We start from the raw sequence: 19,122 nt of genomic DNA on the forward strand, positions 1-19,122 counted from the left end.
GCGGTTGTCTCATTCGACCGATTACGGTGGTGAGGGCAGCGTCGACGACGGCTGTTTTCTTGATCTGGAGGGCCCACGGTGATTCGTTCAGTACGGTGCGCAGTGACGATTGCGGCGAGCGCAGGGCTGCTGCTGACCTCCTGCGCTGCGCCGGATTCGGAAGCGCCGATTGCCGAGGCGCAGTCGTGGAGCGAGATCGAACAGCAGGCGCAGGGGCAGACCGTCTCGCTGTGGATGTACGGCGGCGACGAGCAGGGCAATGCCTACGTCGACGACGTGCTCACCCCCGCGGCCGCTGCCGAAGGTGTCACGCTGCGCCGCGTACCGGTGGAATCGACGACCGACGCCGTCAACCGCATCCTGTCCGAGCGGCAGGCCGGGGTCACCGACGGCGAAGTGGATCTGGTGTGGGTCAACGGCGCGAACTTCGGCACCGGTAAGCAGGCAGGCGCGTGGCTGTGCGGCTGGACGCAGAATCTGCCCAACATGGATCTGACCGATCCCGAGGATCCTCTGTTGCTCGACGACTTCGGCACCCCGGTCGAGAACTGCGAATCACCCTGGCACAAAGCTCAATTCACCCTCGTCTACAACGCGGCAGCCATCCCTGATCCGCCGACGACATTCGACGGCGTCCTCGACTGGGCCCGAGCGAACCCGGGCCGCTTCACCTACCCCGCTCCCCCGGACTTCACCGGCTCGGTGTTCGTACGTGAGGCGTTGATCAATGCCTCCGGCGGCGTCGACGAGGTTCCCGCTCAATTCGACCAGGACTCCTACGACCGACTCGCCCCGGCATTGTTCGATCAGTTGAACGAACTCGCCCCGTCACTGTGGCGCGAGGGAACGACGTACCCGCAGTCCTCCTCCGAGCTCGACGCCCTCTACGCCGGTGGCCAGGTCGACATGACCATGACGTACGGCCCCGCGACCCTCCCCAAGCTCGTCGCCGACGGCACCTTCCCACCGGAGACACGCGTGCTGACCATCGACGAGGGAACCGTCGGGAATGCGAGTTTCCTTGCCATTCCGTCGACGTCGGGGAAGTCGGCCGCGGCACAGGTGGTCGCCAATCTTGCGTTGTCGCCCGAGCAACAACTCGAGAAGGCGACGCCGGAAGTGTGGGGGCAGTTCACCGTGCTCGATATCGACCGACTGCCCGATGACGCCCGCGCCCGGTTCGAGGCGTTGCCGAGCTCGACGGTTCTGCCCTCCTACGAGGAGCTTTCGGAAAACGCGCATCCCGAACTCTCGGCCGATTGGGTTTCGCCGGTCGACGAGGGTTGGCGTCGAAGCGTGCTCGCCGGTCAGTGAGCGCGTCCACGAAGAGCTTTCGCGGGACGGCGGCGGTGCTCCCCGCCGTCGTGCTGGTTGTTCTGGTCGTCGGCTGCGGTCTCGGAACCGTGGTGCTGCAGAGCCTCGGTTTGATGCCGTTGGTCGGAACCCCCGAACTATCGGTCGACGCGTACTCCGCGCTGGGCGGTGACCTGTGGCGCTCGGTGGCGTTGACGCTGTCGATCGCCGTCGTCTCGACAGCGTTGGCCACGGTGATCGGGCTTGCCGCGGCGCTGACGGCCTTGTCGGGTACGCGCGCTGTGCTCGTGGCCGCCGGATTGACGGTGACGGTGCCCCACCTGATCGGCACGGCCGCGATGGCCCTGTTGCTGGCGGATTCGGGCATGCTGCCCCGCATTCTCGGACTCACCGACGGCGGTTGGCCGGAGTTGGTCGGCGGGCGGTGGTGGATCGCTGTCGTCGCCGAATATGCCTGGAAGGAATCGGCTTTCGTAGCCGTCGTCGTGGCCGGAACGCTCGCCACCCGAGTCGCCGCATTCGAAGAGACGGCGGCGACTTTGGGTGCCGGCCGGTGGGCTCGGCTCCGGTTGGTCACTCTGCCGTTGGCTCGTCCCGCGCTGATCGCGTCGGCGGCCATCGCGTTCGCCTACACCGTCGGTTCCTACGAGGTGGCCCGCATTCTGGGTCGACCGTATCCGGAGCCGTTGTCGGTGATGGCAATTCGCCTCTTCACCTCGATCGACCTTCAGACGCGCCCACAGGCAGCAGCTGCCGCGACGGTCGCCACCGCTCTGACGGTGGTCGTGGCCGCGCTGGCCCTGCACTATCTGCGCAGATCGGCAGCGTGGAAATGAACAGGGTTCTTCCCGCTGTCGGCAGGTCCGTTTTGGTCCTGTGGTTCCTGCTGCCGCTGATTCCGGTTGCATTGTGGGCCATCAGCAATCGCTGGTCGTTTCCCGGTTCGATTCCGCAGGAATGGGGATTCGACGGCGTCCGCAGCGCCCTCGACGCCGGGGGCGTCGAGGCGTTCGTGCGATCGACCCTGCTCGCTCTCGCCGTCGCCGCCATCGCAACACCATTGGGCGCGTTGGCTGCTCGCGCGCTGGTGAACGGAACCGTGCGTTTCCCCGCTGTGGTGGCCGGAGTTCTCTTCGCACCACTGGCCCTGCCGCCGTTCGCCGTGGCGTTGGGACTCGATGTTCTGGTGCTGCGCTCGCGCATTCCGAGCACGGTGGCGGTGATCGCACTGCTGACCGTCGCGGCCATTCCGTATACGACGTACCTGATGCGAGTGGCATTCGGCGCGTACGACATCGGCTACGAGGAAGAGGCGCGCACGCTCGGTGCCTCGAGTGCCATGGTGCTGCGGAGGATTCGCATTCCGCTACTGGCCCCGGCGTTGGCGGGGGCGGCACTGCTCGCGTTCCTCGTGGCGTGGAGCGACTACGTGATCACCTTGTTGATCGGTGGAGGCAGACTGGTCACCGTGCCCATTCTCGTCGCCTCGTTCGCAGCCGGGACCGGCAACGATTCAGTGGTGGCTGCGCTGTCGGTCGCCGCCGTCGTGCCGCCGCTGTTGCTGGTGCTCATGCTGGCCCGGCTACGTCGGAGGAGTGCACGATGAGCGTCGAGTTGTCCGTTCACGGGCTCACGAAAGTTCATGCTGGTCAATCGGTTGCGGCTCTGGATTCGTTGGATCTCACCGTGCCGCCGGGTTCGTGTACGGCGATTCTCGGGCCCTCGGGCTCGGGCAAGAGCACTGCGCTGCGGCTCATCGCGGGACTGGATTCACCCACCGCCGGCACGGTGCGCATCGACGGCCACGAGGTGGACGGTGTTGCGGCCGAGAACCGCGGCGTCGGGATGGTGTTCCAGCGTCCGATGTTGTTCCCGCACATGTCGGTACTGGACAACATCGGCTTCGCGTACCGCGCTGCCGGGGAGAGTCGCAAGCGGTCGCGCGAGCGGGCCCGGGAGTACCTCCACCTGGTCCATCTCGGTGACATCGGTGATCGTGCAGTGTCCGAGGTGTCGGGCGGGCAGGCCCAGCGGGTGGCGTTGGCGCGCTCACTCGCCGGTTCGCCGCGAGTGTTGTTGTTGGACGAGCCCTTCAGTGCGTTGGACCCGGTGTTGCGCACCGAGATGCACGACCTGGTTCGCGAATTGCGCACTTCGCTGGATCAGACTCTGCTGCTCGTCACCCACGATCAACAGGAAGCGGCGGTGCTGGCCGATTCGGTCGCAGTGCTCATCGACGGTCGCTTGGAGCATCACTCCGATATCGCGACGGCCTACACGCGGCCGAGCACGTTGGCAGTCTCGCGACTGATGGGTGGGATGAACGAAATCGAGGGGCAGTGGGACGGGGTTGGTGTGCATCGCTCCGAGCTCGGCGAGTTGGAAGTGGACGGGGTAGATCTGCCGGCCGGACCTGCTGTGTTGCTGCTGCGGCATGAGCTGATCACACTGGATGACAACGGGATTCGAGGGGTTGTTTCGAGCTCGAGGCCTACCGGATTTCGCAGCATTGCCGACGTGACGGTGGGGTCGGCGATAGTGAAAGTGGAGTTGGCGGCGGGATCTGCGGTACGGGTCGGGGATGCAGTGGGATTGCGGATTCCGGGTGGGGCGCGGTTTATAGCTGGCGCCTGACGGCCACCTATTGCAATCAATCGGCCGTCATCTAGTTGGATTACCCACAACGATACGGAAAAGCCACCCGCACAGTGCTATCGAATTGACCGTCGATAGATAATTCCGTGGAGCCCATGATATGTGTGCGCAATTCCCTCCGAAGTGCACTCTACTCAGTTTAAAAATCCTGCGAGCCCCTCCTGCGGCGGCAACATGAAGATCCCGCATGCCGTAACTACTCGACGAAAAATGCGCTGGCGTGCGTGGTCGAATCAGAGCTTAATGACAGGAAACTCTGCTTTCCACCCAGTAGCGAGAGTACTAGATACTGGTAAATGCCACATGTCACTGCGTCAAATGCGTGATCGTGTTGCCCACCAGATGACATGCTCTCGGCTGATCGCCTCCTCTGCGTCATCTACTTCTTTAGCCCATGACGATTCATCTATTGCCAGTTCCAACTTCGCTTCAGCGTTTGCCAGATCGTTTACCGCGGCGGAGTATGCGCGCGAATTGAAGTCATACTGTTTGGTCTCGGACCACGCCACAGTCGCCACTACAAGTACTGCAATAGCGGGCGAGAGCGCCACCAGGTTTTCCACTAACGCGACAGCTAGCGATAATGCAACCCCTAAGAATTCACAGAGTACGAGCACCGATCTCCACTGACGGGCCTTTTTCCTGTTGAGCTGAGCATTCGTGGCGTACCAACTTTTTTGGTCCTCAATCCGTGCAGCCAAATAGCTCCTCTTGCGATCCTCCAATGAGGAGGTACGTTGGTCAACCATCCACTGCGAAATTGCTGGAGCGTCTAGCGCTGCAACTTCTAAACCTTGAAACGAGCTCTGCACCTCTTGCAATCGTTCAACCAGTGCCCGCCGGGCCACAGCGAGGTCCATCTCGCAGGGGAACGGCAGGGCACCAACAGCAAACTTCCATGCCAGAGTCTTGGCGGACTCCGCTACGGCTCGACCGTCGTACCAGGTCTTGTCAGGCCTGGACTTCCATGCGTCGAGCTCCATCGCCATCGCGGCTGTGAAAGCGAGGACACCGACGATGCCCCACAGATCAATGCGACCGCTGCCGACCCGCCACGAAAAGACCCCGACGATTGCCGCAAACGAGAGAATGAGCAGGCGCCGTCGAATGCCCTCGACGTGCGCACGCTGAGCATCGATGGAAGCTCGATCTGCCGCCTGGAAGAGCTGCGGCATGTCGGTGTCGGGCACCCGTTGGACAAATGTCATACACGTAATCATCACCCCTGGGGGCATCCTGCGCCATACTGGCACGCGAACCAGCCAACCTGAGGAGAGCGTCAGCATGGGCCACTACCAACAACGTCAACTCGAAGCCTTTGCAGCACGCGTGGCGGCTAGGAAGGAGGACCCGACGCGCCATAAGTGTTTTGTGTCCTACCATGCTGCGGATATTGACGAAGTTACTGAGTTTATCAATGAATTCGGGACAGAGTTTATTGCCAAGACTGTAGGGGTTACTGATGAGGATGATTTCATTGACAGCAACGACTCCGACTATGTGATGGACCGAATTCGCACCAAATACTTGGGAGACTCGACCGTTACAATCGCACTGATGGGCAAGTGCACTTGGGCGCGGCGCTACATTGACTGGGAGGTTTACTCTTCACTCAGAAGTAGTAAACTAAGTAAGGTCAATGGACTGTTGGCCATCAGGCTTCCTAGTGGTGGTGATTTACAGGCTCGAATCAAAGACAATATTGAACGGACGAAAAGCGGCGTTGACATCGGCTATGCGCGATGGGAAACCTATCCAACATCGAAGAGTTCGCTACGGACGTCTATTAGCGACGCTTTCACCGCACGAACCACCCGTAATCTTTTGATTAACAACTCGCGATCGCGGCGACTTAGCAGCGCTCCATGCACATGACGCGTACCCATATATCAGCCATTTTCTATGTCGAGTTTTCGCGTCAACAGTCCGGCTGAGCAATGCCAATGCAAACCCATCACGGTTGCGCATCTACCGAAACTTCACCTACTGTCATTTGTTCGCTTTAACTCAATCTGAAATATTCATAATCTTTTACCAACCTTCCCCACCATATCTGTTCACCATCTGTCAAAAACTGCCGCGGCAACTACCGCTGCGTAAGATCGATCTTAGCGGATCTGCCCCTTAATCAAGCTCGTTGCCCGTCTTGAGAGTAAGGTCTTCAAATCCAGGCGCGTGCAAATCGTCGTCGCGGATGTCGAGATAATGACGAAACGCAGGGTGGACACGAAAGCGCATGGGGCGTCCCGAACGCTCTGAGGACCGACGGGCCACCCGTAACTTTCTATCTACCTCTTTCTGACCCTCGACATGCGCAAATTTGCCCTCTCGAACCTCGATTCCAAGGAACGAGGTGCGTAATAGCCATGACAAAATATCTGAGAAATCCTGCGGAAACGTTTGGAAAATTCCGTTTAACTCGCCCTCCGTCAAATTAGCGTTTAATCCAGCGAACTCATATAGAACCTCTTCCAAGTCAAAATCCTGCGCCTCACTCTCAACAACAAGCGCGTCGTACGCAAAGCGCGAGTAAGTTTCGTCAGCCATTGCAATGTCGTCCTGAGTGATCATCGAATGCCGACGGTTCACGGCAGTTGTCAGAGCCGCGTTACCATAGTAGATAATATCGCGAGGCCTTGGCAGGATTCGCCAAAGGATGTAATCTTTCGACGGAAGCCCATTCACTTCGGCCGGAAATATCGAAGACCACATGTCATCGTCAGCCGCCTTGGGTCGACGCCGGTTAATCGAGTACCGTTCTTCCAAGACTCGAACTAATAGGTATGAATCATTCCAATGTACGGTCAACGGACCTATTTTGTCAGGCTCGCGCGCATACTTAGTCATCATTTCGTAGATATCAGATCGAATAAATACACCAAGGGTCAAATCAATTTTCTCAGTACCTTTTAAAAGTGACTTCTTGAACTGGCCCGACGCGCTCAGAAGCGCTAACAGAAAGCGTGATATTGCTTCGAAGTCTGCGCCCCGCTCCCAAGTTTTATCAAGATTGTCGATGAGGATAGCGACACGCTTGAAGTGCAGTGCTGCAGCCTCACGAATTTCGCGGTGGAGCTCCCTAAACCAGTGGACGCTTAGCGCTGCACTAACCACTTCGCGAAGTTCTCGGTCGTCTCTCGCGGATACAGACCCTAATTCAATGAACTGCACGGCGTCTTCCAAGCGGGTAGATAAATCCGACGCCCTGTTAACCTTCATGTTTTCAAGACGCCGGTCCAACGCCACCAACTGGGATGATCCTCCGATTCCGGCAGCGTGGTCGTCAGCCGAAGAGAGGAGGCGGCAGGCAACTTCTGTGGAGAGTAGAAAATTCCACAGATTGTTTAGCAGATATTCACTTCCGGCGTGCGCCTCGAATCTTTTGACCAGTTCAACCAATCCGGCGAGCTCGTAGGAGGTCGGTTTGACTTTAACAACCAGATTGCGCCGGTCTTTAGCTAGGTCGGCTGCGGCTTGAAGCATTGTCGCAGTCTTTCCCGTACCTTTACGGCCCACAAAGATGGATGCATCACCCTACACCAAACTAGTGAATTCGTTTGTCGGCAGGAAGTAGTCGTCAAGCCGGGAGTCCTCGTTCTCTGCTACATACTGACCGAAAGAACTGACCGGGAGATCAAGGTCCATTGCGAGTCGCCCTAGCCGCCGACTACTGCCAGGCTTCAACGGAAGATTCGAAAGCCAATCGTCGACATGTCGCACCATCTGCGCTGCGGTCGAGTAGTTGAAAAGCAGATCGCGATAGTCAAGCGGACTGACATATTCGGACTCAGCCACCATCAGCACTGGAACTTCCCAGCCGTAGGCCAAGCCGGCCAAAAAGCTGGAACGTGCGTTATGCTCGGTTCCACGAGTCCTGTCCGGATTCATTAGATGAAAAATCGCCGCGCTGCATCGAGCTATTTCACCGGCGTAGTACGCTAATGGGGCGAGGCCCAAATCATCTCCACTTGCCAAAACCTGAATAGTTCCGCGATTGCCAAGTTCTTTATCCAGCATGTCGGCAGCTTGAAAGCGTACGGGCACCGTAGGTGCAAAAACAGCATTGTTCTGGGGAAGCTTTGCCTCAGAAAGAATGCTTGTCAACAGCGACTCACTGGCCGATGACGTAGCTAGACTTGCCGAGACTAAACTGGCCAAGTCGTGGCCATTTCCGTGGTAGTTCAACCTGCCAATAGTCGAGAAAAGCTGCACACCGTCCCAGAGCCGTCGAGCGCTCTCAAGGGATTCATCGATTGCGAAAAGTAGTCGTTTGCTTTTGGCTAGCGCATACCCGGCTTCGAACAGAACGTTACGGTTCATGGAGCTAATCTCAGCAACGACGGTACTGGATTCGTCGATCGATCGAGTAATGGCATCGATCAAGATCTGGCCACTAGGGTTCATGTCCCGCCAGGTGCGTGCGGACAACCCGACAGCACGGAGTTCACCGGCGGCAGTGGTCATGGCTTCATCGCATGATGCGGGCTGAGACGCATAGGCAAAGAACACTGACGCGTTCGAGTCATGCTGCATCTATGAATAGTGCCACGAACAATTTTGGGTTGGCAGTCGGGTACCTTCGAGGTCGCTGAGCCCATAGGCAACGCACATCGTGGCGGCAGCAATGCTGCAGTTTTCTGCCGCAATCAAGAGTACTAGTTCGCCGTGGCTGTCGTTAACTGCTGGTCGGTCAGCCTCAGTGTCCAGGACTACGGCCACTCACCTCGCATGTTCAAGAACCTGAAACTAGGCTGCTCTCATGCCCGCCGGACGCTTTGCACCCAGTCCCTCCGGCGATCTTCATCTCGGCAATCTGCGCACAGGCTTGCTGGCCTGGCTCTTCGCCCGCTCCACTGAACGACGTTTCGTGATGCGCGTCGAAGACCTTGATCGCGTGAAAGCCGGCTCGGAGCAACGTCAACTCGATGACCTCGCCGCCATCGGACTCGATTGGGACGGGTCGATCATGCGGCAATCCGAGCGTCGGGACATCTACGACGCCACGATTCGCTCGCTCACCGCCGCCGGGCTGACGTACGAATGTTTCTGCACGCGTCGGGAAATCCAACAGGCCGCATCCGCACCCCATGCTCCCGACGGCGCGTATCCCGGCACCTGCAGAAACCTGACCGCGGACCAGAAAGCAGCGAAGGACCGCCCACCCGCCATCCGATTGCGTTCGCAGGTAACCGAATTCACCGTCGTCGATCAGCTGCACGGTCTGTTCCGAGGCCAGGTGGACGACTTCGTCCTTCGCCGATCCGACGGCGTCCCCGCCTACAACCTCGCCGTCGTCGTCGACGATGGCGCGCAAGGCGTCGACCAGATCGTGCGCGGTGACGACCTCCTCACCTCCGCCCCGCGGCAGGGATATCTCGCTCAGCTCCTCGGCCTCACCCCCGCGACGTACGTTCACGTGCCCCTCGCGCTCAATATCGAGGGCAAGCGTCTGGCCAAGCGGGACGGCGCTGTGACACTGCGCGAGCGGCCCGACGCGTGGTCGCTCATCACCGCCTCGCTCGGCATGCCGAATGCGAAGAACGCCGAGGAACTGCTCGAACAGTGGAAGCCGACGCGGGTACCGCGCGAACCGTGGGTGTTCGACCCCGCGAATCTCTGATCTACGAACCGATCGAGATCACGTTGCAATGCGACAGGGCCCAACTCGGGAGGAATCGGACGTACAGTAGCCGCGACAACTCTTCCCGAGGGAGAAGGACACGATGACCTCAGGCGGCTACGACCCCGACAAGGATCCACAGAACCCCGGCGGCTATCCCCCGCCGCAGGGCGGCTACCCGCCACCTTCCCAGGGCAACTACCCACCACCGCCCCAGGGCAACTACCCACCACCTCAGCAGGGCGGCTACCCACCACCCGGCAACTACCCACCTCCTCCGCAGGGCAACTACCCACCACCCGGCAACTACCCACCGCCCCCGCAGGGCAACTATCCGCCGCCTCCGGCCTTCGGTGAGTCACCGATGCCGACGCAGCTGTCCGTGGGAACGGCCATCGGCTACGGCTTCAACAAATTCAAGGAAAATGCCCTCGTCTGGATCGGCATAGTCCTCATCGCCGCGATCATCCAGGGCGTTCTGAACTACGTGTTGAGCTCCGACAACTTCGTCCTCAGCTTGATCTTCAGTGTCATCGTCGGAGTCGCCACGCTCCTCATTCAGGCGGCACTCGTCCGCGGCGCTCTGCACGAGGTGGACGGGATGAAGCCCGCGTTCGGGTCGTTCTTCCAGTTCAACAACGTCTTCGCCATCGTCATCGCCGGCGTCCTCGTCGGCATCGCAACCGGCATCGGCTACATCCTGCTGGTCATCCCCGGACTCGTCGTCACGTTCTTCACGTGGTGGACCTTCCAATTCGTCATCGACCGCGGCGACGAACCGATCCCCGCCATCAAGGCCAGCGCCAAGGCGATCGCGTCGAACGGTGGCACGATCTTCGTGCTGGCGCTCGCCCTGTTCGGCCTCAACGTCCTCGGCGCGATACTGCTCGTAGTCGGCCTGCTGGTGACCATTCCGATCACGATCATCGCCGGAACCTACGCCTACCGCGTCACGGTGCGCGGACGCGTCGCCTGACCTGAGATCCGCCTCGATGGGCGCGCATCCCTCACCCGGGATTCGCGCCCATCGTCGTCTCGGTGCTTGGATCGAGCAGTGACTACTACCGAACACACCGCCGCCAACGGCGGCACCGAGTCTGGGCAGGCCACGTTCGCTCACATCAGCCGGGGCTACTACCCCACCATCGTCGCGCTTTTCGTCGCGACGCTGCTGATCTCGAACGTGGCCGCCAGCAAAGGTGTCGCCTTCTTCGCCTCGTCCGACGTCATGCTCGGACCACTGCAGATCCTGCCGATCAATACCGACGGCGCATTCTTCCTGTTCCCCCTCGCCTACATTCTCGGCGACGTCCTCAGCGAGGTCTACGGCTTCAAAGCCGCACGCCGCGCGATCTACCTCGGCTTCGGCTCCCTCATCCTCACCTCGGTGTGCTTCTGGATCGCCATCGAACTCCCCGCCGCCTCGTTCTACGAGAACCAAGAGGCACTCGAAACCGTCGTCGGTGTCGTTCCCCGACTCGTCCTCGCCGGTCTCGCCGGCTTTGCCGTCGGCCAGCTCCTCAACTCCTACGTCCTGGTCAAGATCAAGGAACGCACCAAGGAAAAGCACCTGTGGGCGCGCCTGATCGGCTCGACCGTCGTCGGCGAATTCTTCGACACGCTGATCTTCTGCGCCATCGCCGCAGGCGTCATCGGCATCAGCACGTGGACCGACTTCACCAACTACGTCGTCGTCGGATTCCTGTGGAAGACACTCGTCGAGGTCCTCGTCCTTCCCATCACGTACCGCGTCATCTCGTACATCAAGAAGCGCGAACCGTCGTACCAGAGCAGTTAGCTCGCAACCCATTCTCGACTGACCTCGAGGTAGCGCCCTCGCGCTGCCTCGAAGGTCGCGACGGCCCGGGTTCCCGGCCAGTCCTCCGGCGTCATGGACGGTGGGAGGCCCGGGTCGACGTAGGGAATGACGCGCCACTCGTCGAGCAGCGTCGCGAACGTGACGAACGCGTCCCGCGGATTCCGAGCCGGGGCGACGGTCTCGTAAGCGGAAAGAAATGCCCGATGCCGATCGGCGATGCCGGCCAGGTCCCACCATTGCGCTGCGCTCTCACGCAACGTGGTCGGCGGCGCGACCTCGGAGGCGACGAACGTCGTCACGTAGGGCGAAAGCTCCAACGCGTCGACGATGGCTCTGGCCTCGTCCGCGAGGTAGTCGGGTGCGATCCACAATCCGGGCGACACTGTGCCGCAGCCTATTCCGGTGAGTCGACGCCTCAGCTGGTGGCGTGCGGCGCGTTGGGTCTCGGGGATGGTGAACGAGATGAGCCGAAACGGATCGCCGTCGGCCATCCGCCGGAACCCGAAGATCCGACCGTCGCCGCGCGCGAACATGGCGTCGGCCTGCTCGGTGATGCGATAGCCGGTGCGGCCCTCACGATTACTCGATTCGACGACGCCCTTCTTCTTCAACCTTGCCACCGCGATGCGCGTGCTCTCCGGTGGCACCCCGAGCGCGTCCATCCAGACGACGACATCGGCGATGGCGAACCACCCTCCGAGCGGGCGAACGTAGGCCCCGAGCACCGTGCGCACCAGTGAGGTGGCGCTTCCCGGACGAGAGTCGAAGTCGTCGAGGATCGCCCCGGCAGTGCTAGACGCGGAGTTCGTCACGGATCGCCACGATTCCCAGATACACCTCTCGGTAGGAAGTACTGAGAGGGCTCAATCCCAGGCGAATACCCTGCGGCGCGCGGTAATCCGGGATGACGCCCTTCTCCCACAGGCGAGCGGTGATCGCCTTGAACTCGGGATGGTCGATGGTGACGTGCCCGCCCCGTCGATTCGAGTCCTCGGGTGAGGCGATCTCCACCCCGAGCGGAACCAGCATCTCGCGGACGAGTTCGAGCGCGTATTCGGTGAGTGCGACGGACTTTGCGCGTATCGCGTCCATCCCCACCTCGGCGATCATCTCGATGGTGTCCTGCATCGCGATCATCCCGAACACCGACGGCGTGCCGCTGATGACGCGTCGAATACCCTGTGCCGGAACGTAACCCTGCGCCATCTCGAACGGATCGGCGCGACCCATCCAGCCCCAGATCGGTTGGACGAAATCGCCTTGAAGATCACTGCGCACGTACGCGAAAGCCGGCGATCCGGGTCCTCCGTTGAGGTACTTGTAGGTGCACCCGACGGCCAGATCCACTCCCCAGGAATCGAGTTCGAGCGGTACCGATCCGACGGAGTGGCACACGTCCAGCAGCATCAGTGCTCCGGCAGCATGCGTGATGCGCGTCGTCTCGGCGACGTCGACGAGAAAGCCAGACCGGTAGGCGACGTGGGTGATCACCACCAAGGCGGTGTTCTCCCCCACCACCTCGGCAAGTTGTTCCGGCGTGATGCCACCGCGAGGGTCGGTCTCGATCCACCGCAGCGTCATGTTCAGTTCTGCTGCAATGCCTTCGAGCAAGTATCGGTCGGTCGGGAAGTTGTCGCGGTCGATGACGATCTCGGTGCGGCCCGGCCGCATGGCGATCGCCGCCCGTGCCAGCTTGTACAGCAGTACCGTCGTCGAATCGCCGATGGTGGTCTGACCGGGCGCTGCCCCCAGGGTGGCGTCGGCCAGGGCGTCGCCGATGGTGACGGGGAGGTCGAACCACTGCTCGTCCCAGCCACGGATCAGGCGTCCACCCCAGCCCTGCGTCATGAAGGTGTTGATCCGTTCGACGCTGGCCTTGGTGGGCCGGCCCAGCGAGTTGCCGTCGAGATACGCGCTGATCGACGGGTCGTCGCTACCGAGGAATTTGTCGCGGTAGCTGCGGAGTGGATCCTTCTCGTCGAGTTCGAGTGCGCGTTCCGTCATCGTCCGATGTCCGTTCTCACAGCGAGCAATTCGGGGAAGAAGGTGAGTTCCAGTGCCTTCTGCAGAAATCCGACACCACTCGAGCCTCCTGTCCCGCTCTTCATTCCGATGGTACGGAGCACCGTCCGCATGTGCCGGAAGCGCCACAGCTGGAAATTCTCCTCGAGATCGACGAACTCTTCGAAGGCCTCATACACCGCCCAATGTTCGGTGTGATTCTCGTAGACGAACTTGATCAGCGGCATCAGGTCCTCGTTGAACGTGTACGCGGTGGTGACGTCGCGATCGAGCGCCGATGCCGGTACGTCGTACCCCTGCCGCGCCAGCGACTGCCAGAAGGCGTCGTACAGGCTCGGTTGGTGCAGCAGAGTCGAAAGCTGTTGATGAGCAGCCGGATCGGACTCGAAGACCGTCAGCATGCCCGCATTCTTGTTGCCCAGGACGAACTCCACCGCCCGGTACTGATACGACTGGAAACCCGACGAGTTGCCGAGGAAGTCGTGGAACTGCGAGTACTCCGTCGGGGTGAGAGTGGCCAGTACCGACCACTGCTCGGTCAACGTCTTCTGGATGTGCTTGACCCGGGCCACACATTTCAGCGCGGTACCGATGTCGTCGGCATCGAGAGCCGCCCGTGCGGCAAGGGTCTCGTGCAGCACCAGCTTGAGCCACAGTTCGGTGGTCTGGTGCTGAATGATGAACAGCAGTTCGTCGTGATGCTCGGGGGTGCTCACCGGCTTCTGGGCGCTGAGCAACGTGTCGAGGTCCAGGTACGCGCCGTAACTCATACGGTCGCTGAAGTCGGTGACGACTGTCTTCTCTATCGCGCGGGTATTGCCTTCGACGCTCATGGCTGGTCCTCGAGGTGATGGGCTGATCTCGACAGAGTATTACAGAAACATGCCGTCCGCTGTCAATATGAAATATCGGATCAAGTCGAGTGAACCCAGCGACGCCCTCAATTCAGCCCATCGGTCGATCAGAGCCCGGCTACTCCGGCCAGTTGGCCGATCGCGTACGTGACGGCCATCGCGATCGCGCCACCGATCACGACTCGAGTCACCGCCGGGCGACTCGGCGCACCACCGAGGCGCGCGCTGATGGTTCCGGTCAGCGCCAGCGCCACCAACACGACGACGAACGTGACCGGAATACGTTGCGAAGCAGGCAGAAGCAAGATGGAGAGCAACGGCAAGAGGGCACCGCTGATGAACGACACCGCCGACGACGCGGCCGCTTGCCATGGATTGGTCAACGCGTCGGGGTCGATTCCCAACTCGATGTCCACGTGCGCGGCGAACGGATCGTGATCGGTCAGTTCCTGCGCAACCTTCTGCGCGGTCTCCGCCGAAAGCCCCTTGGCTTCATAGAGCGCAGCCAGCTCGGCCACCTCCTCCTCGGGTTCCTCGGCCAGCTCTCGCCTCTCCTTGATCAGCAGAGATCGCTCGGCGTCGCGCTGCGTGCTCACCGATACGTATTCGCCGAGCGCCATCGACACCGCCCCGGCCACCAGACCAGCAATGCCCGCGGTGAGCAACGACCCGCGATCGGTGGTAGCCGCTGCCACGCCGACCACCAGGCCGGCCGTGGACACGATGCCGTCGTTCGCGCCCAATACGCCTGCTCGAAGCCAGTTCAACCGACCCGACAGATCACTGTGCGGTTCGTGGTCGTGCAGGGCCGGCTCGGGCTCAGCCATTACCGACCGCTGTCGCGTCTTCCCACGCGGCACGCGCGCCGGACTCTCCGATTCTGTACACCTGCACGATTGTCGTCGCTCCGATCGGTACTGCATAGACCACGACACCGTGTGCGCAGCTTGCGGCCGAGGCTCATAGAGTTCATTCGTGCCACCGAACAACCACTATCACCACTTGATGTTCGGCCCTGCTGCGATTGCGCGGCAGAAGGTCGACGGCAGTTACACCGCCTACGGCTCACAGACCGAACGACCAGATGACGGCCCGACGCCTCTCGACACACGCGAGAAGGCCATGATTCGCGCGCTCGATCAGTTCCAGATCGCCACTGTCGCCGAGACCGGGTGGCCCTATATCCAGTACCGAAGTGGCCCGAAAGGCTTTCTGCAGGTTCTCGACGATCACACGTTGGGTTTCGCCGATTTCGCCGGTAACCACCAGTACGTGACGGCTGCCAATCTCGATCACGACGATCGCGTCGCACTGCTTCTGGTGAATTATCCTCTGCGCCAACGCCTCAAGCTCTACGGACGGGCACGCACCGTCGAGGCGGCCGACGACCCCGAACTGCTGGACCGACTGAAAAAGATCGGCGACATGACCGTCGCCGCCACGTGCGAACGCAGCGTCGTCATCGACGTCGAGGCCTTCGACTGGAACTGCACCCGCAGCATCATCCCCCGCTACGATGCGGCATACCTCGCGGAGTTGTCCGAGGTCTACCAGCGCAAGGCAGCCGAGCGGGAACAGGAACTGCTACAGCGTATTTCGGAGCTCGAAAATCAGCTCACGCAGTCTTCGCAGCATAGAAACGACCCAGGAACTCCGTCTTGAATTCCGCGAAGCGTCCCTGATCGATGGAGGCGCGAATGTCGTCGACGAGCTTGACCGTGAAGCGCTCGTTGTGGATGGTGCACAGCGTCGACGCGAGCATTTCCTTGGCCTTGAACAGGTGATGGATGTACGCGCGGGTGTAGTGCGCGCAGGTGTAGCAGTCGCAGTTCTCGTCGATCGGGGTGAAGTCGCGTCGATGCTTGGCGGTGTTGATGTTGAAGCGGCCCGTCGGCACGTAGATGGCCGCATTGCGCGCCACCCGTGAGGGATTGACGCAATCGAACGTGTCGGCACCGTTCTCGATGGCGGTGAAGAAGTCGTCCGGCTCGCTGATGCCGAGCATGTGACGCGGCTTGTGCTCGGGCAGTTCCTCGTTCACCCACCGGGTGATGGTGCCGAGGTTCTGCTTCTCGAGTGCGCCGCCGATGCCGTAGCCGTCGAATCCTCTGCCGGTCTCTCCGGTGATGGTCTCGAGATCGTGTGCGGCCTTGCGTCGTAGATCCTCGTACTGCGCGCCCTGCACCACCCCGAACAGCGCCTGGTACGGCTTGTCGGCGCGCTCGACCGTGAGTCGTTCGTGTTCGAGGACGCACCGCTTGGCCCACGCCTGCGTCCGATCGACCGACTTCTCCTGGTAGCCGCGGGTATTCATCAGTGTCGTCAGTTCGTCGAACGCGAACATGATGTCGGCACCGAGGCGGTGCTGAATCTGCATCGACACCTCGGGGGTGAAGCGATGCTTGGAACCGTCGAGATGGGACTTGAACGTCACCCCGTCCTCGTCGACGTGCGCGAGCCGTTCCTTGCCCTCGGCGATGACGTCGTCGGACTGCACGCGAGAAGCGTCCATCGAGATGACCTTCTTGAAGCCGACGCCGAGCGACATGACCTGGAATCCGCCGCTGTCGGTGAACGTCGGCCCGTCCCAGTTCATGAACTTGCCCAGCCCACCCGCCTCGTCGACGATATCCGAGCCCGGCTGCAGATACAGGTGGTACGCATTGGCGAGCACAGCCTGCGCGCCGAGTTCCTTCATCGCCTCCGGCAGCACCGCTTTGACGGTCGCCTTGGTACCCACCGCGATGAACGCGGGTGTGGCGATGTCACCGTGCGGGGTGTGGATGGTGCCGGTGCGGCCCAGCTCACCGTCGAGCCGGGTGCCGATATCGAAGCCGAAGCTGGAGGAACTCACCGCGTCAGTATGCCGCTCCGCGGCAGTGGTGCGGTTAAGTGCCCTCTACGGCACTTATTCCTGCCACTGTGGCGCCAGCCGCATTGAGCCGGAAGTAGGCACCCCTGGCCGCGAGCAGTTCCTCGTGATTGCCCTGCTCGACGATGCTGCCGTTCTCCATCACCACGATGGTGTCCGCATCGCGGATTGTCGAAAGCCGATGCGCGATAACGAAACTGGTGCGATCGGTGCGCAGCTTCGCGGTGGCCTTCTGCACCAGCAGTTCGGTACGGGTGTCGACCGAGCTGGTGGCCTCGTCGAGGATGAGGATCAAAGGCTTGGCCAGGAAGGCGCGGGCGATGGTGATCAGCTGCTTCTCACCGGCGCTGACGTTGTTGCCTTCCTCGTCGATGATCGTGTCGTAGCCGTCGGGCAACGAGTGCACGAATCGGTCGACGTAGCTCACGCGCGCGGCCTCGAGGATTTCCTCCTCGCTGGCAGTCGGGTCGCCGTAGGCGATGTTGTCGCGAATGGTTCCGCCGAACAGCCAGGTGTCCTGCAGCACCATTCCGGTGCGGGCGCGCAGCTCTTCGCGGGTCATCTTCATGGTGTCGACGCCGTCGAGGGTGATGCGGCCGGAATCGATCTCGTAGAACCGCATGATGAGATTCACCAGCGTGGTCTTGCCCGCACCGGTCGGTCCGACGATCGCGACCAGGTGCCCGGGATCGGCAACCAGCGAGAGGTTCTCGATCAGCGGGCGGTCGGGCGAGTAGCCGAACGAGACGTTCTCGAATTCGACGCGTCCTCGGCGCTCGGTGGGCCGTACCGCATCGGCCGGGTCGGCGTCTTCTTCCTCGGCGTCGAGGACCTCGAAGATGCGCTCGGCCGACGCGACGCCCGACTGCACCAGGTTCACCATCGAACCCACCTGGGTGAGCGGTTGCGTGAACTGACGCGAGTACTGGATGAACGCCTGCACCTCACCGAGCGTGAGCGTGCCCGACGCGACCCGCAGCCCGCCGACGACGGCGATGACCACGTAGTTGATGTTCCCGAGGAACATGATGACGGGCATGATCATGCCGGAGATGAACTGCGCCCGGAAGCTCGACTGGAACAGCTTCTCGTTGCGGTCGCCGAATTCGCGTTCCACGTCTGCCTGACGGCCGAAGGCCTTGACGATCTCGTGGCCCGTGTACGTCTCTTCGATCTGCGCGTTGAGCTTGCCGGTGTGCTTCCACTGCGCGACGAAGTGCGGCTGTGAGCGCTTGGCGATGACGGCGGTGACCGCGAACGACGCCGGAATGGTCAGTACCGCAACGAGAGCGAGCAACGGCGAGATCCAGATCATGACGCCGAGGATCCCCAGCACGGTGAGAATGCCCGTGATCAACTGACTCAGCGTCTGCTGCAGGCTGGTCGAGACGTTGTCGATGTCGTTGGTGACGCGGCTCAGCGTCTCGCCGCGAGCATTGTTGTCGAAGTACTTCAGCGGCAGTCGATGCACCTTCGCTTCGACGCTGCCGCGCAGCAACAGGATTCGACGCTGCAGGGCGATGTTGAGGATGTATCCCTGCGCCCAGGCCAGCACCGCAGAGAGCACGTACAGAACCAGGACCCACATCAGCACGGTTCCGACCGCACCGAAGTCGATTCCGGCTCCGGGAGTCAGGTTCGTCCCGGACACCAGATCTGCGACGGAGTCGTTCCCCTCCGCGCGCAGCTGGTCGATGGCCTGGTCTCTGGTCAGACCCGGATCGAGCTCGCGGCCGACGACACCGTTGAAGATGAGGTCCGTCGCGTGTCCGAGGACGCTGGGCGCGGCGACGGTCAGCACGGTGCTGGCGATACCGAACGCCAGCATGATCGACAGGAACACTCGCTCGGGAGCGAGCAGGCCGATCAGTCGTTTGAACGAGCCCTTGAAGTTGCGGGCCTTGGTTCCCGGCTTCACAGTCTTGGAGACGGGGGCGGCGTCTTCCTCTTCCGCCTTCTCCACCTG

At 61.4% G+C, this 19,122-nt stretch carries 18 protein-coding genes; 9 read left to right on the top strand and 9 right to left on the bottom strand.

The genetic code is table 11. From position 1 onward, the window contains the following. The first annotated feature begins 102 nt into the window (after positions 1 to 102). From QM615_RS11970 to QM615_RS11985, 4 genes are read left to right on the top strand one after another with little or no spacing between them, the layout of a single operon-like run. Positions 103 to 1,314: an ABC transporter substrate-binding protein gene (locus tag QM615_RS11970; RefSeq protein WP_269595559.1), complete on the top strand. Its 1,212-nt coding sequence runs from the start codon at positions 103 to 105 to the stop codon at positions 1,312 to 1,314. Continuing rightward, positions 1,311 to 2,150, top strand: coding sequence for an ABC transporter permease (locus QM615_RS11975; RefSeq protein ID WP_269595558.1), 840 nt, complete (start codon positions 1,311 to 1,313; stop codon positions 2,148 to 2,150). Before QM615_RS11970 ends, QM615_RS11975 begins: the two co-directional genes overlap by 4 nt. Then, complete coding sequence (locus QM615_RS11980; RefSeq protein WP_269595557.1) at positions 2,147 to 2,920, top strand: ABC transporter permease; 774 nt, start codon at positions 2,147 to 2,149, stop codon at positions 2,918 to 2,920. The genes QM615_RS11975 and QM615_RS11980 overlap by 4 nt, the downstream gene beginning before the upstream one ends. Then, positions 2,917 to 3,948 (top strand): ABC transporter ATP-binding protein, encoded by a 1,032-nt coding sequence (locus tag QM615_RS11985; protein ID WP_269595556.1) that lies wholly within the window; start codon positions 2,917 to 2,919, stop codon positions 3,946 to 3,948. The genes QM615_RS11980 and QM615_RS11985 overlap by 4 nt, the downstream gene beginning before the upstream one ends. A 335-nt stretch (positions 3,949 to 4,283) precedes the next feature. On the opposite strand, the gene QM615_RS11990 is transcribed toward QM615_RS11985, so the two are convergent. Beyond that, positions 4,284 to 5,177, bottom strand: a complete 894-nt coding sequence (locus QM615_RS11990) for a DUF4231 domain-containing protein (RefSeq protein ID WP_269595555.1) — start codon at positions 5,175 to 5,177, stop codon at positions 4,284 to 4,286. 76 nt (positions 5,178 to 5,253) lie between these two features. Between QM615_RS11990 and QM615_RS11995 the strand changes: the two genes are divergently transcribed. Further along, a complete protein-coding gene (locus QM615_RS11995) occupies positions 5,254 to 5,844 on the top strand; it encodes a TIR domain-containing protein (RefSeq protein ID WP_269595554.1) in 591 nt (196 codons plus the stop codon). Between the two features lie 249 nt (positions 5,845 to 6,093). Here the strand turns inward: QM615_RS11995 and QM615_RS12000 are convergent, their stop codons facing one another. Both QM615_RS12000 and QM615_RS12005 read right to left on the bottom strand, forming a co-directional pair. Continuing rightward, on the bottom strand, positions 6,094 to 7,491 hold the full coding sequence (locus QM615_RS12000; protein ID WP_502941877.1) for a P-loop ATPase, Sll1717 family: 1,398 nt from the start codon (positions 7,489 to 7,491) through the stop codon (positions 6,094 to 6,096). A gap of 12 nt (positions 7,492 to 7,503) precedes the next feature. Further along, on the bottom strand, positions 7,504 to 8,433 hold the full coding sequence (locus QM615_RS12005) for a hypothetical protein (protein ID WP_283347355.1): 930 nt from the start codon (positions 8,431 to 8,433) through the stop codon (positions 7,504 to 7,506). A gap of 295 nt (positions 8,434 to 8,728) precedes the next feature. Here QM615_RS12005 and gluQRS point away from each other — a divergent pair, with 295 nt between their 5' ends. The 3 genes from gluQRS (at position 8,729) to QM615_RS12020 (ending at position 11,387) form a co-directional block, all read left to right on the top strand. Continuing rightward, positions 8,729 to 9,589, top strand: a complete 861-nt coding sequence (gene gluQRS, locus QM615_RS12010) for a tRNA glutamyl-Q(34) synthetase GluQRS (RefSeq protein WP_269595552.1) — start codon at positions 8,729 to 8,731, stop codon at positions 9,587 to 9,589. Positions 9,590 to 9,692: 103 nt separating this feature from the next. Then, complete coding sequence (locus tag QM615_RS12015) at positions 9,693 to 10,565, top strand: hypothetical protein (protein WP_269595551.1); 873 nt, start codon at positions 9,693 to 9,695, stop codon at positions 10,563 to 10,565. 78 nt (positions 10,566 to 10,643) lie between these two features. Continuing rightward, positions 10,644 to 11,387 carry a queuosine precursor transporter gene (locus QM615_RS12020; protein WP_269595550.1) on the top strand — a complete coding sequence of 248 codons (744 nt, stop codon included), beginning with the start codon at positions 10,644 to 10,646 and terminating at the stop codon, positions 11,385 to 11,387. Here the strand turns inward: QM615_RS12020 and QM615_RS12025 are convergent. The 4 genes from QM615_RS12025 to QM615_RS12040 form a co-directional block, all read right to left on the bottom strand. Further along, a complete protein-coding gene (locus tag QM615_RS12025) occupies positions 11,384 to 12,220 on the bottom strand; it encodes a PaaX family transcriptional regulator (RefSeq protein ID WP_269595549.1) in 837 nt (278 codons plus the stop codon). The two genes, QM615_RS12020 and QM615_RS12025, sit on opposite strands and share 4 nt — an antisense overlap. Next, the gene (kynU, locus tag QM615_RS12030) at positions 12,201 to 13,412 is read right to left on the bottom strand and encodes a kynureninase (RefSeq protein ID WP_283347356.1); all 1,212 of its coding nucleotides are present in this window, start codon (positions 13,410 to 13,412) and stop codon (positions 12,201 to 12,203) included. The genes QM615_RS12025 and kynU overlap by 20 nt, the downstream gene beginning before the upstream one ends. After that, positions 13,409 to 14,263: a tryptophan 2,3-dioxygenase gene (locus QM615_RS12035; RefSeq protein WP_269595547.1), complete on the bottom strand. Its 855-nt coding sequence runs from the start codon at positions 14,261 to 14,263 to the stop codon at positions 13,409 to 13,411. Before QM615_RS12035 ends, kynU begins: the two co-directional genes overlap by 4 nt. Before the next feature lie 128 nt (positions 14,264 to 14,391). Next, a complete protein-coding gene (locus QM615_RS12040) occupies positions 14,392 to 15,111 on the bottom strand; it encodes a VIT1/CCC1 transporter family protein (protein WP_283347357.1) in 720 nt (239 codons plus the stop codon). Positions 15,112 to 15,289: 178 nt separating this feature from the next. Here QM615_RS12040 and QM615_RS12045 point away from each other — a divergent pair, with 178 nt between their 5' ends. Continuing rightward, positions 15,290 to 15,946 carry a pyridoxamine 5'-phosphate oxidase family protein gene (locus QM615_RS12045; RefSeq protein WP_502941878.1) on the top strand — a complete coding sequence of 219 codons (657 nt, stop codon included), beginning with the start codon at positions 15,290 to 15,292 and terminating at the stop codon, positions 15,944 to 15,946. Here the strand turns inward: QM615_RS12045 and tgt are convergent. Further along, positions 15,900 to 17,138, bottom strand: coding sequence for a tRNA guanosine(34) transglycosylase Tgt (gene tgt / locus QM615_RS12050; RefSeq protein WP_094611987.1), 1,239 nt, complete (start codon positions 17,136 to 17,138; stop codon positions 15,900 to 15,902). The two genes, QM615_RS12045 and tgt, sit on opposite strands and share 47 nt — an antisense overlap. A 34-nt stretch (positions 17,139 to 17,172) precedes the next feature. After that, positions 17,173 to 19,119, bottom strand: coding sequence for an ABC transporter ATP-binding protein (locus tag QM615_RS12055; RefSeq protein ID WP_283347405.1), 1,947 nt, complete (start codon positions 19,117 to 19,119; stop codon positions 17,173 to 17,175). Positions 19,120 to 19,122 lie beyond the last annotated feature (3 nt).

It is taken from the genome of Rhodococcus sp. IEGM 1341 (genome assembly GCF_030056895.1).
In the GTDB taxonomy this organism is placed as follows: domain Bacteria; phylum Actinomycetota; class Actinomycetes; order Mycobacteriales; family Mycobacteriaceae; genus Rhodococcoides.